We start from the raw sequence: 14726 nt of genomic DNA, 5'->3' as shown, positions 1-14726 counted from the left end.
TTATGGTTTTCCTATCCTTTTTTATTAAGGATCATTCACATCAATGCGCTATGTTGTCATTACCTATTAAGCGTTGATAAATGATCAGTGAGCTTTTTGAGACGGCCTAATAGTTCGATATATTCATCAAACTCTACCCCATACTGACAACGGATCTGTTCTGGAACTCTGCCAGCCTGAATTTTTAGTTCATGGCCAGCATCAGTAAGGATGATATCCACTACGCGCTCATCGCTGGATCTTCGCCGCCGTGAGATAAAGCCTGCTACCTCCAAACGCTTCAACAAAGGGGAGAGAGTTCCTGAATCCAGATGCAATATCTGCCCAATCTCTTTAACTGAACATGTCTCATGCTCCCACAATACTATCATCACTAGATATTGTGGATAGGTCAACCCTAATTCATCCAGTAATGGTCGGTAGATATCCATAGCGGCCCGCGATGCTGAGTATAAAGCGAAACAAAGCATGTCACTGATCTTGATATTCATATTTCCTGCGAGGGCATCATCCTGGCTCTGTATTTTTGTCATCTTACTCATACCTTTCTCTCCTTCCCCTTAGCTTGCATACAATTATATAGCACACAATAAAATGGAAGTCAAATGATTTCATTAGCCCTCTTTTTGCTATCCATTCCCCTTGACAATATAGTGCATGGTGGTGTATAAATTGAGAGAAATTGAATTGTGCACAATTCAATTTCTCTCAATTTATACACCACCATCTGCGAGACGGCCCTGATGGAGATGAAGAGGGAAAAAGGAAGTACTGATAGCTGCCTCGCGTAAATTTCTATTATAAAAGAAAGGTATTGATTATCATGAAAGTTCTCTATACTGCAGAAGCAACCGTCCAGGGTGGACGTGATGGAAAGGCCCAATCTTCGGATGGTCATCTGGCTGTAAATCTCAGTGTGCCGAAGGAGATGGGAGGCCCAGGTGGTGAGGGTACAAATCCGGAACAGTTATTTGCGGCTGGCTATGCAGCTTGCTTCCAGTCGGCACTCATGCTCACCGCACGTCGTCAGAAGCTTGATGCTAGCGCCTCTACCGTTACCGCCAAAACGAGCATCGGTCCAATAGGTGAAGGTGGTTTTGGTCTAGAGGTTGAGTTGCATGTCTTTATACCTGATATGGACCAGGAGACTGGTGAAAAAATGGTTGAGCTTGCTCATCAGGTATGCCCATATTCCAATGCTACCCGTGGCAATATTCCCGTCAGACTATACTTTGAAGAACAACCTCTGGCTATCCACTAGATTACAAATGAGTCAAGCATAGATTGTGACTATTAGTAATAACTAATTGCCATAATCTATGCTCTATTTTTTCTCGCAACTAATACAAAAGTACTGACAGCTTGCTAACAAATTCAAAGCTCTGGCATACTAATAGAAGATTTTATCTTCCTCTAGACACCACTATATAACGCTTCGGATAAGGAGCACACATGTATAAAGATACCCCTAAATTCCGTTTAATCATGTATCGCCAGTTTAGTCAGCATTATGGTGAGTTGATCTCTGATGGAGACTATATGCTCAATGACAAGGTGAAGTTCGCTAATGGCAAGGCCATAGGAACAGTGACTTGGAAGTATTTGCAACGAGAAGAGGAGCTTGTCTATGTACTTGAAGATTATTCGGGCTTCCACTTTCAGGTCACGGCTAATGAGATTATCAGCAAGGCTTAGTTTAAAACCTGGCAGTACAAAACATGCTCCTGCCGCAGCGTCTACTTCTTTATTCGCTGAGATTGCGCAACGTCATTAGCTCGTCTTGCAAGCCATGGAGAACCTTCTCAAATGCATGGATTTCCTCTATGGCTTGCTCAACCGCTCCCAGCTCACAGTTACCATGCTCTTCGATCGCATCCAGAATTACATAGAGCGATGCGCTGAGCGATCCATCCTGCATACTCATCTGCACTATTGCCTGGAGCATTTTCTCTCGCACAAGCATACATTTAGCATTACTGCTACTTTGTTGCTGCTCACCCATGTCACTTTCCTTCCTAAAAGATCATTTATAGCAAGCACGCGGCAACTCTGGCAATAGTGACAAATCCTACCACAACAATACTATCAGACAAACTCTACACAGCATGTACCTGATCTTTGACTGGTGAAAAGCATTTTATATGATGGGCCTCGCTTACTTTATTGACGATGCCATGCTTCCAGTATTTGCCTCTCTTGCTCTGGCTCAAGTCCGGCTCGTCGTTTTTCGTTGGGTGAACGCTGAGCATCCCAGGTAAATGTATCTTGAACTGTTTTGGCTAGTGGACGAAAGATTAGACCTGTCGCAAGCGCTTTCTGTACGTCAAAGGCCTGAAAACCCTTGAGGCCTTCTTCTTCGTCTGGTATCCACAACGGCATCTGGGACCAGGGCTCGACTCCTTTTTTGAGTAAGAAGGAGTCGTTGATCCAGGTAAAGGTGCCTTGCTTCTCGCTCACAATCTTGCATGTCTCTAATAGATCTTGCATAGTAAGAGGGGAAGCTGGACCGTTGGCGTTGTAGATGCCATTTCGTTCGGTTTCGGCCATCCTGATAATCCATTCTGCGAGATCCCTTACATCGATCAGTTGAATAGTGCGCTCTGGACGACCGGGAGCAAGCATCTCTCCTCCTTGCGCTACGCGCCATGGCCAGTAAGTGAAACGATCGCTGTAATCATAAGGACCAACGATGAGGCCTGCACGAATGTTGAGTACCCTCCCTGGCATTGTTTCTTCTAGTACCTGTTCACACAATGCCTTTAGTGGACCATACATGGGTCCATAGGTCAGGGCAATAACACCATTTCGTGCTGGTATCAGTTGTTCGGCTTCGCGCACTTGCTCTTCCGTCAAAGTCCCAACTGGCGCAGACTCATTCATTCCTAATACGTTAAAATCTTGGTAGACAGAAATGCTGGATATAAAGATGTATTGATTTACACTATCTGCTAATAATTGAGCGGTTGCCTGTACACGAGATGGTACATAGCCATTGGTATCAATTACTACGTCCCAACTTCGACCTCGTAGGGCTGCTAAATCATCAGTACGATTCCCTTTTAGCTGCTCAACTGGTCTAGAAAAACTTGCTTCATGCACTCCACGATGAAATATTGTGACCTCGTGTCCTCTACTAAGCGCGGCTTCAACCAGATGTCGCCCCACAAAAACTGTCCCACCAAGGATAAGAAATTTCATCTTTTTGTCTCTCCTTTTTCACTTTTTCAATAAATACCAGACGATAGATAAGAATATATGGCTTACATGAAAAACAGAATACATGCTCATGGTTAGATAAAACGAGCTAAAAAATATGTTCTAAGCATAGCTACCTCCAAAATTGGCTCTCTTCCCCAATATATCGCTGGCCTTCCCGTCACTATTTTCCATTTATTTTCAACAATACTGAAACCTTGCTGTCCATTATCTCGTGCCATAGATTGAAAGAATTCAATTAAAAAAAGGAGCACATTTTATATGAGCACTATTAATGCCGCTGCCAGTGGACAGTTCAAAATTGGTGGCGATATTACTATAAATCGCCTCGGCTATGGAGCGATGCGCATCACGGGTAAAGGCATCTGGGGAGAGCCAGATGACCGTGAAGAGGCCTTGCGTACGCTGAAACGTCTGCCAGAGCTCGGCGTAAACTTTATCGATACTGCGGATAGTTACGGTCCCGAGGTCAGTGAAAATCTGATACATGAAGCACTCCATCCTTATAAAGATATGCTTATCGCGACTAAAGCTGGATTGACCCGTCATGGACCAGATATCTGGCCTCCTTTAGGACGACCTGAGTATCTGCGCCAGTGTGTGCTGATGAGCTTGCGTCGCCTGGGTGTGGAGCGTATCGATCTGTGGCAGTTGCATCGTATCGATCCAAAGGTCCCACGCGATGAGCAGTTTGATGTAATTAAGCAGATGCAGCAGGAAGGCTTGATCCGCCACGTTGGTCTCAGTGAGGTCAATGTTGAAGAAATTGAGGCAGCCCAAAAGTTCTTTAAGGTCGTGACTGTACAGAATTTGTATAATCTCGTGACCCGTCAGAGCGAGGATGTCCTCGATTATTGTACTACCAATAATATTGGCTTTATTCCGTGGTTTCCACTGGCGTCAGGTGATCTGGCACAGCCAGGGACACTCCTCGATACTATTGCCAAAAAAAATAATACCACCCCCGGCGGCATCGCCCTTGCCTGGATCCTTCAGCGGAGTCCGGTAATACTGCCTATTCCTGGCACCAGTAGTGTGAAACACCTTGAAGAAAATGTTGCTGCGGTAAATATTCATCTCGACGATGAAGACTTTAAACAACTCGATCAGCAAGGTCGCCAGGAACAGCAAAAACAGGGCTCTTAATTATCGCATATTATTTGCGAAGTACAATTAATGCCTGTTTATATAGAAGTACAATTAATGCCTGTTTATATAGAAGCACGGGGGACGGTTAGCGACCGCTCCCGTGCTTCTATATAAGAAGCGAACACGAGACTTCACTACCACTATATCTCTCAACAAAAGAAATTGTCATTCACACACAAATAGTTGACATACATGCCATAATGTAGAGCAATCTTGTACTATTTCAATCTATAGTAGAGCTTCCCCGTAGGATGTCCCTCATAGAACCACCTCATCTCACTTGTAAAGATCAACATCTCAAGGAGAGAAGCATGCTTTATTCCTCCAGGCACATAACTACTCATACGATACAGGCACAGCGTAATAAGTGGAATTTGCTGATCAAACTAACAGGCGTACTGGCACTCGTTGTAATCATGCTCCAGGTTGTTCCGGCCATCGGTATCTTCTCGCAGATAAAATTCTTCTCGCAATTCATCTGTGCACTTGTGGGAGGAAGCATGACGATTGCCGCGGCAAACGGTCCATTGGGCCAGCAAATGGGGCGCATGACACAAAGAACCTACCGCGAACGGGTTGGCTGGACATTGATTGGCATTGGCTTATTATCATGGGCAGGAGGTGAATTGATCTGGCGCTATCTATTGCTCCACCAGAAAAATCCTTTTCCTTCATTAGCAGACCTTGGCTACGCTTTGATGCCGCTCTTTGTTTTTTTCGGCTTACTCATCCAACCTGCTGTGTTTCGCTCTCGTCGTGAGCGTTTGTTCACTTTTCTAGATAGCTTTATTGCTGCCGGCTCTATTATTGCCATTAGCTGGTATTTTTTAGTCGGAAAACAAATCCTGATGGTCCATCAGATACAAATTGCACGCTTTCTGGCTATTTATTATCCTATCGCGGATGTTATCTTGCTCTGTTGTGCTGTCACTTCTCTCTTACGCGGCAGAAACTATCGTTATCAAACCCTGTCTTTTAAAGGAAGTTGGGCACTCGTGTGCATTGGTCTATGCGGCTTTCTCTTATCCGATTTTCTGTTTGATCTACAACAAAATACTGGCACATATGTCAATGATACATCTTTAACACTGGGATGGTCACTTGGCATGCTTATTCTAGGTATCGCGGCCCCTTTACGTTATGTACACTCACATGCTGAACAGGACCTCTATCCCGAATGCCAGGATGATCCTTGCGCACAATCAGGACTCTCTTTTGTCTTGCTATTACCCTATCTGCTGTTTGCGGTCCCATTTCTTGTTTTAACGATCGATATGTGGAATCGTTATACTCTCCGTGATGCATTCCTACCAATCCTGGGTAGTATAACACTTGTTGTTTTCTGTATCCTCATTGTACGCCAGATTCTGACGACCAAAGAAAATCAGGATCTGATTAGAAGTCAACGCAAAGCTTTAGCAGACCTCGAAGCTATCCAACAGCAGATTGAACTTCAAGCCCAACGGATAGAGAATCGTAATCGACAACTGGAACAGGGAATTCAACATTTGAAATTTGTTCAAGCCAGTCTGGCCAATGGCCATTTACGCACACGAGCTCGCCTCACATCAGATGAACTCCTACCACTGGCTGGTGGACTCAATCTCCTTGCAGAACGCTTGAGTCGATTAGAACATGCGGATGTCTATGCTGAAACACTTACGAGCATCCTTGTTGATATCTGTAATGCTCTAGAACGCAAACAAGCAGGCAAACCTTTTGTGCTCTATCCTGTCTATAAACAGCTCGCTATTACCCATCGCCTGGTTTTAGCACTGGATCTCAAGATAACTTCGACACTACCAGCTCATCTCCCTATAACCGAACTGACAAGACAGATTTCTCAGTGTTCCGAGCCTAATATATCGCCAACCGGCCCTTTACCTATGTACCAACCATACTCACATATGCTGAAACGCTATCCACTACAAAACAATGAACATGATAACCACATCAATAACAAGACTAGATAAAAACTGCTTCGCTTTTTCTGGTAATAATTAAACATATAATAGGTTCGATAAAAAAGAAGGTTATAAACTGTCTCGGCAACCTTCATGACCGCACATGTTCGTCAGGCACTTACCTATTACGCCGTCTTATGGCTTCCAGCATCTAACCAGTGTCAACTTTTCTCCATGAAAAAGAACGCGGCATGGTGACTTGTCGACTTATAATATGTATAGTCTGATTTGACGATTGGCAGACAAAATCGCTAAATTATCAGGATCAGAAAAACATATGTGACTGTTTGAGCATAAGCAAAGGAAAAATTTATGCCCTATCTTTTTAAAGATACCACGAGAGCCGCTCAAAGGCTACAAGTCCTGGCCGAGGTGTTCGCTACATCAAGTCGTGCGTTTCTACAGGACGCTGTCAGTACAACACCAGAGGTGGCGATAGATTTAGGTTGTGGGCCAGGCTACACAACCCATCTTCTCGCAGAAACTACGCATTGTGGGCACACCTTTGGCTTTGATAATTCTGAGCACTTTATTGTTCTGGCCACTCAAAGCTCAACCTTAGATATATCATTCGTCCACCACGATGTCACACAGCTTCCTTTTCCTACTGGACAAAGCAATCTTATCTCCTGCCGCATGCTCCTCACTCATCTACAAAATCCAGCATCTATTATTGAACGCTGGAGCACACAATTGCACCCACAGGGCCTCTTGTTGTTAGAAGAAGTGGAGTACATTCAGACCGAATATCCTCCCTTTCGCAGCTATCTAGGGATAGTTGCGGCTATGCTAGAGCAACAGCAAAATCAACTCTACATAGGCTCCACGCTGGATACTCAACGGGTGAGCAGCGATCTACAACGCCATATAAGCCGTGTCTATAGCTTGCCAGTATCAACGGCACAGGCAGCTACAATGTTCTTTCTCAACATTCAATCCTGGAAAAATTCCCCTTTCATCCAGGAACAATATTCAGCCAACATGATTGATCAGATGGAACGTGATCTACAAGAACTGGCTGCCACTGCCACCAACACAAATGAAATAGAGTGGGGTATGCGTCAGATCGCTTATGAACGGTGCTAAAATTAGATAATCCCAGGAAATCCAATGCTACTCTCGCTGGCTTACAACAAAAAAAGCAGATGCGCCAATAGCCATCCGGGCACTTCATGAGGCGTAAAACAAAAGAATATATTCCTCCACCAGAGATACTCAGTCAACATCACCTATAAATAAACACAGATCTCCCCATAGTTCACTAGAAAAGTGAACAGGGGAGTTTTTTTAGTAACTAGCTGGTGGAGTTATCTAAGCCTGGAGTTCTAGGCGCGCATCCCTTTGATGGCCATAGAAATCAGGGTGTGCGCCAACTCATCTGCACTCACAACCCCAGACTTCAAGAGGTCGTCAAAATCAGTCTGGAAGGCCTGGAATAGCAGACGCACCAGGACTGGTGTCGAGAGGGCAACGTCTATTGTGCCTTCGGCCTTAGCTTGCTCAATCAACTGTGACCATTGCGCCGAGAGGCGATCTCTCTGAGCCAGATAAGCTGGATCTTGCTGCACTACGGCGGCCGCCAGTTCGATGTTGATACGCCTCATCGATGAACGCCGCTCCAGGCTTTTGCGCAGGATGGCTTCCAGGCGCTCTAGTGCAGAGGCATTGGACTCAAAGTCCGGTGTGAGTTCTTCTTCAATCACTTTCATACCACGTATGATCACACCGATCACCAGTGCTTCCTTGGAGGAAAAATGCTGGTAGATGGTCATTTTAGCCACGCCAACACGTGCCGCTAGTTCATCCATATTCATCTTTTGATAGCCCTGTTCCAACAATAATTGGTAGGCTGTATCCAGTATCACGTCCTCACGTAGCTCTCTTTGTTTCTCACGAAATGATCTCATTAATCTATACCCTCAGTATAAATTTAGACTTGACGTATAAAAAATAAACTGTTAGTATCTATTATAGCAAGGCAAGCAATGTCTGGCCACTATTACCAAAACACGTATAGCTTTAGCGATCCTTATAGATCACGGTCAGGAGCAACATCCTATGAATATTCTTCTTCTTGGTGCCACGGGGCGCGTTGGCTCATTTGTGATCGAGTATGCCCTGGCGGCCGGACATCATGTAACGGCCATCGCGCGTAATCGTGCCAAAATTCAGCAGACCTCCCCTAATCTTGTCGTTGTAGCAGGCGATATCTATCAGCCACAATCCTTTATTGATCAACTCAAACAACAACCGTTTGATGCCCTTATCAACGTTGTTGGTGGCGATGTCTTTAAGCCGTCTACGGTGGTGACGGATAGTGTGAAGGCCGCGCTGGAAACGGTACAACAGCTCAATATCCCACGCTATCTGGGCATTACTGGGGTCGCGGAAATGCCCACCTGCGGCTTGTTTGGTTCTATCACTGCCGGCCTGCTCCGTCGCTCACCGATTCGCTATGCCGTTCGTGATCATGATCACGCCTTTGAACTGGTCAAGAATTCTTCAGTTGATTGGGTATTGGCTGGCTGTCCATACATCCGCGATGGCCGCCATACCGCCAGCTATAAAGTTGCTCCAGGTTGCTTCCCCGGGGGATTCAAACTCATTTCACCTGCCGATGTGGCCGATTTCCTGTTCAAAGAGGCCCAGGAACAACGCTATAGCAAACAGATCGTCGGCATCTGGAATTAAAAGCTTGTCATACTCTAACCAGGTATATAGTAATTCATATAACTTGTTGCGAGATCAGTGTAGGATACAAATAGAGGAATACCATGATACGTGCAAGCCAGTTGGCCCATGCCAACACCCTCATTCGTTTTATCGGTTATCAACCCCGGCCAGGTGTGCCAGCTGAACAGTTTATTGCGGCATGGCAGAATGTGGTGGCCAGTTCACCACAGCCACAGGGACTCATCTATCGTGAACTATGCCAGCAGATGCCAGAATGGAACGCTCAGGTCCACGATGAGGCGCAGAATCCTAATCCTTACGATTTCATCGATTATACTCTGCTGAGCCCTGATGTGGACCCGACAACTTTGCCGGCACTGCCTGCGGAGATCACGAAACAATATGCAACGGTTGAGGGATTGTTCACTATTGTCCATCCATTTGTGAAACCTGAGCTGACAGGCAACCCGGAAGCGCTGCTCTATAATTGCTTTGAGATCGATGGACCTCCGGCAGTCGAGCAAGGCTTTGTGCTGGGCTGGCCCGCACGTGGTGATTATCAGTCTCAGCAAGAGGGTTTCTATTCCGCCTTTCTGCATCGCCGTATCCAGTCGGATATACGCATTGCGGCCTTTAATCGTGCTGAATGGCAAAGCGCCACAAAGTATGCGGACACGCTGGCAGGTTTCGAGCAAAATTTTCCTCGTCAGGCCCGGGCTGCGGCTGGCGCTCCCAGTGGTTCAGGTCGTCCACCGGTTCACAGTTATCTTGGACTCTATCGCATCGTTTCTGCCTTCCAGGGACCTCCCGCGCCACCCCCGGCCATGATGAAGGCGGTAGTAATGCATGGTTAGGGGGGACCCGAGGTGCTAACCTATCAGGAGATAGCCAAACCAGTACCAGGACCAGGTCAGGTGTTGCTGCGTGTCCAGGCAGCCGAGATTAATCCGCTAGACCTCAAGATGCGTTCGGGCGCGGTCAAAACTATCCATCCAGTCTGGCCTGAGGATATCCTGGGCTTTGGCCTATCCGGTATAATTGAAGCCGTGGGACGTGGTGTCGATAAACAACGTATTGGAGAAGCTGTCTATGGTACTGATTCGCCATTTGTACGCGGTGGCTACGCTGAATATGTAGTTGCATCAGCCGTCAACTTGCAGCCTAAACCCAAAAATCTTCCCTTCACGCAGGCTGCGGCCGTTCCAGTAGGCGTTCTGACCGCGCACAATGCTCTCTTTGCGATGGCTCATTTACAGGCGGGACAAAGTATCCTTATCCATGGCGCCTCAGGCACTGTCGGCAGTTTCGCGGTCCAACTGGCTAAACGTGCCGGCGCACATGTTGTCGCTACCGCCTCTAGTAGCCGCATGGACTATGTGCTCGGTCTGGGCGCTGACGAGGTCATAGACTATCAGAAGCAAAACTTTGATGACCTGGTTACCCAACAGGATGTGATCCTTGATACCATTGGAGGCACGACCAGGGAACGCTCATGGGGAGTATTGAAACGGGGAGGTATCCTTGTGACGCTGGTTCCACCCTTGCCCGATCCTGCCATTGCTGCCCGCTATGGTGTCAGGGCCGTTATGAATCAAAATACTGGCGACGAAAGTCAGTTGCTGCGCCAGATCACCGACATACTCGAACAAGGCACGCTACGGCCTCATCCAATCGGACTCACTCTCCCTCTCCAGCAGGCTTCACATGCCCACGCCCTGCTCGAACAAGGCACAGTACACGGACATATCGTTCTAGAAATCTAAATCATCTCTCTGCTTCCAGCTAACAAAGGCTACGCTTCATGATTTTTAGGCTATATGAAGTGCAGCCTTTGTAAATGTATAGGATTTTTTAGCTCGCTTTCACTACCTCAGCTTCTGCGGTCTGCTTCAGGTACGCATTCCTGGTTACGAGTTGTTTCTTCATATACTGGGTCAAAAACAAAACTTCGGCCAGGCGGCCAAAAATCCCCATTGGAGCCTGAAACCGAAAATCGTCTATCATGAGGGTTCCTCCCTGCTGCTCTACAAATTCATGATGGTGCTTCATTTCGTAAAAAACACCTTTGGTCATTTCATCGGTAAAGCGAGTGGGACGTTTGTAAACAGTAATCTCTGAGGTGAGGTGCTGACGAATACCAAAATGGGTGGCTTCCCAGGTTACTGTATCCCCCAATTTCATTGCGCCAGACATTACTCCGGCTACTGGATGCTCATGGGTGTTGGCAACCGATTTGCTATGTTCGTCAACATTTAAGGAAAGATCAAAACAACGTTCTACCGGGGCCTGGATGAAGGTCTCTAAACGTATTACTGCCATAAGGGTCACCTTGCTTCCTGCCAGGGGGCACTGGTTGTCTATCACAATCAACAAGTATGTATTAATAGACATCAGCACTCCTATATATATTATAGGCTCCTCAATATTTTATAGCAATAGAAAATATATTCATCCAAAAAATTCATATCTATGCACTTTTCTCTTTATCTGACTTCTGCACACAAATAGTTTAGATTGGCAGGCTATAAGCGGATAATAGAACTTTCACCAACAACACTTCAACATATTTGTGCGGACTAACTACGCGTAGTTAGCCCGCACATCTTATCTCATTGTCAGTCGTTTATTAGTGTAATCCCAACAATGCTTGCAAGAGCCATAAACTTGCCATTCCTATACCTACGGTTAGCAGGACATTTTTGGTGCGCCACGCAATGATAATCGCGATAATCCCTGCGCATAAGCGTGCGTTATTTAGCGAGAGGGCTAGATGGCCTTGCTTTAAGAAGAGATCGGGTAGGATCAGGGCCGAGAGGGCGGCGACCGGGACAAAGCGTAGCGCCTGCTGTAAAAACGGTGCCAGGCGCAACTTCCCCGATGATCCTATAAAAGAGAGGCGGGTGGCGAAGGTGAATATACCTATCACAATAATGGTGATCCAGACTATTTTTTGCGACATACTCTCTCTATCCTCACTTAGGCTTCATATTTTTTCCTACGTGTTTCCATCAACAGGCCAACGGCAATACCAATAAAGACGGCGGCGACAATACTGAGTTTCAGTGGTAACGCTACAAATACCAGGGCGGCCATTCCCGCAGCCACGGCAGCGGCTGTATTGGCACGATCCTTGAGGGCTGGCACGACCAGAGCGATAAAGGTTAAGGTTGATGCGAAGTCTAACGACCAGCTCGCGGGTATCTGCGCACCCAGAAATACACCAACGGCTGTACTCAGTTGCCAGCCAGTCCATAAGGTCAGGCCTGCGCCGAAGAAATACCAGTGCTTGTAATCTGGCTCGGCCTCTGGCCGTTGATAGCGCTGTATCGTTACAGCATATGCCTCATCGGTAAGCAGGTATGCCAGTACGATCTTCCAGCGCCAGCCTAATTTATGCACCTGACCAGCAAGTGATGCACTATAAAGCATATGGCGAATATTGACGACGACTGCTGTCACCACCACAACCAGGGCTGGCGTTCCTGCGGCCACTAGTTGTGCAATAATAAATTGTGCGGAGCCAGCAAACACGATAAAGGACATTGCTTGCGCAATTACAGCTGGAATTCCAGCTCCTAGCGCTGAAACTCCATAGATCATGCCAAACGGTATTGCTCCAAGCAATATTGGTAGTTCAGCGCGTGCGCCACTCCAAAATTCTGAAGATCTTGTACTCATGTAGACTATTATAAATACATCTGTACACATAAATCTTGTCTAAAATTGCTTTTTTTAGCGGCGGTATCCCTATCAACCACGATAACGACCGGGTGGTATGCCGACGATGCGCTTAAAGTGACGGGTGAGATGACTCTGATCCGCGAAACCTACCTGTTGGGCGGTTGTGGCTATCGGTATACCCAGTCGTAGCAGGTCTCTAGCCCGTTGGACCCGTACCTGCGCTTGATAGGCATGTGGTGGCACACCAGTATGTCTGCGAAATGAGTGTAGGAGATAAAATGGGCTAACATGGAACTGCTGGGCTAGTTCTTTCAGTGAGATGTTCTCGGCGTAATTCTCTTCTAAATATGCCCGAATCTGCTGGACCCGCCCTTGATCGTTGGGGAGCGCTTTCTGTTGGGGATGATCATCGGCAAAGCGCAAAACCAGTTGCGAAAATGTCCATAACAAACGTGACTCGCGCTCTAATGCCGATACCGGCTCTTCAAATGCCCGATGCAGGTCGGCGATCTGCCGCGCAAGTTCTGGATCATAGACTACGGGATCGGGAAAGAAGGGGACATCGTGTGGCTTACCAACAATCTGTCGGGCCGCCTCCTGCAAAATAGTGGCATCGGGATACAACACACGGTATTTCCAACCTTCTTTCTCCACAGCCGATCCGGTATGAATTTCGCCGGGATTTACCACAAATATACTGCCTTGCGGTACTATATGGTTGGCATGACGGTACCAGAACTGTTCGGCTCCTTGCTCAATTACTCCTAACGCATATCCTTCATGCATGTGTGGCGCAAAAGTATGTGTCACATATCTGGCATGCAGCAACTCTAAACCATGCACCGCCGGGTCCCGCCAGAATTTCGCCTGCTCGCCTACACCCATTTTATTTCATTTCCCCTTTCCAGGACATTTACCTGCACGCACCCCTCTTCTGTAATTCTATCATCAAAACTATCAGCTGATGTGCGCTTGTTTTGCCATAAGTTCCTCGAAAAAACTATTCCGCCCAGATGTGTCAAGGCCGATAAAATCGGCCTTACGATAATATATCCTTGGCTAAGGGTGGAAGGGTAGGAAGAGCCGAAAAGAACTGAAGAGCTTTTAAGTGATGAAGTAGCTCATGGAACGCCTTCTGATCACCTCAACTCGCCAGCCCTCTTTTTCACAAAACGGACAGGAGGCCAAGATTCCTAGTTGGTGCTGGCAGTCTCACTCTGTCCGAGCAATGGTCCAACAATCTGAACCAATCGAGTGACGGTTTGAGCGACCCAAGGAAGGCGTAACAGCGGCCGGGTGCGCCCTAACAGTTCGTTCACGAGCTGTAAGAGTTCCGTCGTTTTGAGTGTCTCGCTGCTCAGATCCTGTAACCAGAACAGTACCAGAGCCAGTTGTAACCCGTAGAGCATCGTGGCCAAATCGTCTCCTTGCGAAGCACGAGGAGCATCCTTGGCTTTGGCAACTACAACAAGATAGGCTGCTCGCGCCCGGCGACGAACTTCTGCCCCTTCCGCGCCAAAAACTCCAGCTCGCGAGAGCGGATTCAAGGCAGCTCCGGATAGGGCCACCAGGGTCAGCCGGTGCGGGGCCATCGCGACCAGTAACTCGCGCATGAGGTGGTGGAAACGATCAGCGATGGAAGTGGCAGGGAGCACGTCCACCAATGCTTCCAATTGAACAGCCAGCCAGCGGTAAAGCTCTAAAACCAGATCTTCTTTGCTGGCAAAGTATCGATAGGTGAGCCCCAATGAACACCCCGCCTCAGCCGCGATGTCTCGCATAGTTGTCTGATCATAGCCTTTGGTGGCAAAAAGTTGCAGTGCCGTATCAATGATGCGTTGCCGCGTCAAAGCCGCTTTCCGGCTAAGTTTAGTCGTCTCAGAAGATTGCATAATCTCTCTCCCACAAATGAATGTGCCCTCGAACAGTGTCAGCTGCACTCTTGACACCAGCATAGCGCATCTGGTAATATCTTAGCAAGTGAACACTGTTCATTTTTAAGAACACACCTTCTTGACTGCGGATTCAGCCAGTGCGAGGGGA

General features: G+C 47.1%; 17 protein-coding genes. 8 read left to right on the top strand and 9 right to left on the bottom strand.

What is annotated here, in order from left to right; all coding sequences use genetic code 11:
* Positions 1–59: 59 nt before the first annotated feature.
* The gene (locus EL633_RS34890; protein ID WP_126631988.1) at positions 60–533 is read right to left on the bottom strand and encodes a MarR family winged helix-turn-helix transcriptional regulator; all 474 of its coding nucleotides are present in this window, start codon (positions 531–533) and stop codon (positions 60–62) included.
* A gap of 290 nt (positions 534–823) precedes the next feature.
* On the opposite strand from EL633_RS34890, the gene EL633_RS34885 reads away from it, so the two are divergent.
* Together EL633_RS34885 and EL633_RS34880 are read left to right on the top strand one after the other, a co-directional pair.
* Entirely contained in the window at positions 824–1261 is a 438-nt protein-coding gene (locus EL633_RS34885; protein WP_174845195.1) for an organic hydroperoxide resistance protein, read from the top strand.
* A 191-nt stretch (positions 1262–1452) separates the two neighbouring features.
* Positions 1453–1695: a hypothetical protein gene (locus EL633_RS34880; protein WP_126631812.1), complete on the top strand. Its 243-nt coding sequence runs from the start codon at positions 1453–1455 to the stop codon at positions 1693–1695.
* Positions 1696–1744: 49 nt separating this feature from the next.
* Here the strand turns inward: EL633_RS34880 and EL633_RS34875 are convergent, their stop codons facing one another.
* Both EL633_RS34875 and EL633_RS34870 read right to left on the bottom strand, forming a co-directional pair.
* Positions 1745–2002 (bottom strand): hypothetical protein, encoded by a 258-nt coding sequence (locus EL633_RS34875; RefSeq protein ID WP_126631811.1) that lies wholly within the window; start codon positions 2000–2002, stop codon positions 1745–1747.
* A gap of 158 nt (positions 2003–2160) precedes the next feature.
* On the bottom strand, positions 2161–3198 hold the full coding sequence (locus EL633_RS34870; protein WP_126631810.1) for an NAD-dependent epimerase/dehydratase family protein: 1038 nt from the start codon (positions 3196–3198) through the stop codon (positions 2161–2163).
* Between the two features lie 279 nt (positions 3199–3477).
* On the opposite strand from EL633_RS34870, the gene EL633_RS34865 reads away from it, so the two are divergent.
* The 3 genes from EL633_RS34865 (at position 3478) to EL633_RS34855 (ending at position 7415) form a co-directional block, all read left to right on the top strand.
* Positions 3478–4362 (top strand): aldo/keto reductase, encoded by an 885-nt coding sequence (locus tag EL633_RS34865; protein ID WP_126631809.1) that lies wholly within the window; start codon positions 3478–3480, stop codon positions 4360–4362.
* 314 nt (positions 4363–4676) lie between these two features.
* Positions 4677–6338 carry a GAS domain-containing protein gene (locus EL633_RS34860; RefSeq protein ID WP_126631808.1) on the top strand — a complete coding sequence of 554 codons (1662 nt, stop codon included), beginning with the start codon at positions 4677–4679 and terminating at the stop codon, positions 6336–6338.
* 303 nt (positions 6339–6641) lie between these two features.
* The gene (locus EL633_RS34855; RefSeq protein ID WP_126631807.1) at positions 6642–7415 is read left to right on the top strand and encodes a class I SAM-dependent methyltransferase; all 774 of its coding nucleotides are present in this window, start codon (positions 6642–6644) and stop codon (positions 7413–7415) included.
* A gap of 239 nt (positions 7416–7654) precedes the next feature.
* Here EL633_RS34855 and EL633_RS34850 read toward each other — a convergent pair whose 3' ends face one another.
* A complete protein-coding gene (locus tag EL633_RS34850) occupies positions 7655–8236 on the bottom strand; it encodes a TetR/AcrR family transcriptional regulator (RefSeq protein WP_126631806.1) in 582 nt (193 codons plus the stop codon).
* A gap of 151 nt (positions 8237–8387) precedes the next feature.
* On the opposite strand from EL633_RS34850, the gene EL633_RS34845 reads away from it, so the two are divergent.
* From EL633_RS34845 to EL633_RS34835, 3 genes are all read left to right on the top strand, one after another.
* The gene (locus EL633_RS34845; protein ID WP_126631805.1) at positions 8388–9020 is read left to right on the top strand and encodes an NAD(P)-dependent oxidoreductase; all 633 of its coding nucleotides are present in this window, start codon (positions 8388–8390) and stop codon (positions 9018–9020) included.
* An 83-nt stretch (positions 9021–9103) separates the two neighbouring features.
* Positions 9104–9856 (top strand): hypothetical protein, encoded by a 753-nt coding sequence (locus tag EL633_RS34840; protein ID WP_126631804.1) that lies wholly within the window; start codon positions 9104–9106, stop codon positions 9854–9856.
* Positions 9857–9868: 12 nt separating this feature from the next.
* The gene (locus tag EL633_RS34835; RefSeq protein WP_126631803.1) at positions 9869–10765 is read left to right on the top strand and encodes an NADP-dependent oxidoreductase; all 897 of its coding nucleotides are present in this window, start codon (positions 9869–9871) and stop codon (positions 10763–10765) included.
* Positions 10766–10853: 88 nt separating this feature from the next.
* Here EL633_RS34835 and EL633_RS34830 read toward each other — a convergent pair whose 3' ends face one another.
* From EL633_RS34830 to EL633_RS34810, 5 genes are all read right to left on the bottom strand, one after another.
* Positions 10854–11321 (bottom strand): SRPBCC family protein, encoded by a 468-nt coding sequence (locus EL633_RS34830; RefSeq protein ID WP_126631802.1) that lies wholly within the window; start codon positions 11319–11321, stop codon positions 10854–10856.
* Positions 11322–11628: 307 nt separating this feature from the next.
* Complete coding sequence (locus EL633_RS34825; protein WP_126631801.1) at positions 11629–11961, bottom strand: AzlD domain-containing protein; 333 nt, start codon at positions 11959–11961, stop codon at positions 11629–11631.
* A 17-nt stretch (positions 11962–11978) separates the two neighbouring features.
* Positions 11979–12680: an AzlC family ABC transporter permease gene (locus tag EL633_RS34820; RefSeq protein WP_174845194.1), complete on the bottom strand. Its 702-nt coding sequence runs from the start codon at positions 12678–12680 to the stop codon at positions 11979–11981.
* Between the two features lie 72 nt (positions 12681–12752).
* Entirely contained in the window at positions 12753–13568 is an 816-nt protein-coding gene (locus EL633_RS34815) for an AraC family transcriptional regulator (RefSeq protein ID WP_126631799.1), read from the bottom strand.
* A 308-nt stretch (positions 13569–13876) separates the two neighbouring features.
* Positions 13877–14575, bottom strand: a complete 699-nt coding sequence (locus EL633_RS34810) for a TetR/AcrR family transcriptional regulator (RefSeq protein WP_126631798.1) — start codon at positions 14573–14575, stop codon at positions 13877–13879.
* Between the last annotated feature and the right edge of the window lie 151 nt (positions 14576–14726).

This window comes from Dictyobacter alpinus, assembly GCF_003967575.1.
Classification (GTDB): Bacteria; Chloroflexota; Ktedonobacteria; order Ktedonobacterales; family Ktedonobacteraceae; genus Dictyobacter; species Dictyobacter alpinus.
The sequence above is the reverse complement of the archived record's forward strand: the minus strand, read 5'-3'. Positions and strand labels throughout refer to the sequence as shown.

What these genes read in the sequence shown, in the direction of transcription:
- EL633_RS34890 (WP_126631988.1), bottom strand. Translation starts at nt 533, where the DNA reads ATGACAAAAATACAGAGCCAGGATGATGCCCTCGCAGGAAATATGAAT.
- EL633_RS34885 (WP_174845195.1), top strand. Translation starts at nt 824, where the DNA reads ATGAAAGTTCTCTATACTGCAGAAGCAACCGTCCAGGGTGGACGTGAT.
- EL633_RS34880 (WP_126631812.1), top strand. Translation starts at nt 1,453, where the DNA reads ATGTATAAAGATACCCCTAAATTCCGTTTAATCATGTATCGCCAGTTT.
- EL633_RS34875 (WP_126631811.1), bottom strand. Translation starts at nt 2,002, where the DNA reads ATGGGTGAGCAGCAACAAAGTAGCAGTAATGCTAAATGTATGCTTGTG.
- EL633_RS34870 (WP_126631810.1), bottom strand. Translation starts at nt 3,198, where the DNA reads ATGAAATTTCTTATCCTTGGTGGGACAGTTTTTGTGGGGCGACATCTG.
- EL633_RS34865 (WP_126631809.1), top strand. Translation starts at nt 3,478, where the DNA reads ATGAGCACTATTAATGCCGCTGCCAGTGGACAGTTCAAAATTGGTGGC.
- EL633_RS34860 (WP_126631808.1), top strand. Translation starts at nt 4,677, where the DNA reads ATGCTTTATTCCTCCAGGCACATAACTACTCATACGATACAGGCACAG.
- EL633_RS34855 (WP_126631807.1), top strand. Translation starts at nt 6,642, where the DNA reads ATGCCCTATCTTTTTAAAGATACCACGAGAGCCGCTCAAAGGCTACAA.
- EL633_RS34850 (WP_126631806.1), bottom strand. Translation starts at nt 8,236, where the DNA reads ATGAGATCATTTCGTGAGAAACAAAGAGAGCTACGTGAGGACGTGATA.
- EL633_RS34845 (WP_126631805.1), top strand. Translation starts at nt 8,388, where the DNA reads ATGAATATTCTTCTTCTTGGTGCCACGGGGCGCGTTGGCTCATTTGTG.
- EL633_RS34840 (WP_126631804.1), top strand. Translation starts at nt 9,104, where the DNA reads ATGATACGTGCAAGCCAGTTGGCCCATGCCAACACCCTCATTCGTTTT.
- EL633_RS34830 (WP_126631802.1), bottom strand. Translation starts at nt 11,321, where the DNA reads ATGGCAGTAATACGTTTAGAGACCTTCATCCAGGCCCCGGTAGAACGT.
- EL633_RS34825 (WP_126631801.1), bottom strand. Translation starts at nt 11,961, where the DNA reads ATGTCGCAAAAAATAGTCTGGATCACCATTATTGTGATAGGTATATTC.
- EL633_RS34820 (WP_174845194.1), bottom strand. Translation starts at nt 12,680, where the DNA reads ATGAGTACAAGATCTTCAGAATTTTGGAGTGGCGCACGCGCTGAACTA.
- EL633_RS34815 (WP_126631799.1), bottom strand. Translation starts at nt 13,568, where the DNA reads ATGGGTGTAGGCGAGCAGGCGAAATTCTGGCGGGACCCGGCGGTGCAT.
- EL633_RS34810 (WP_126631798.1), bottom strand. Translation starts at nt 14,575, where the DNA reads ATGCAATCTTCTGAGACGACTAAACTTAGCCGGAAAGCGGCTTTGACG.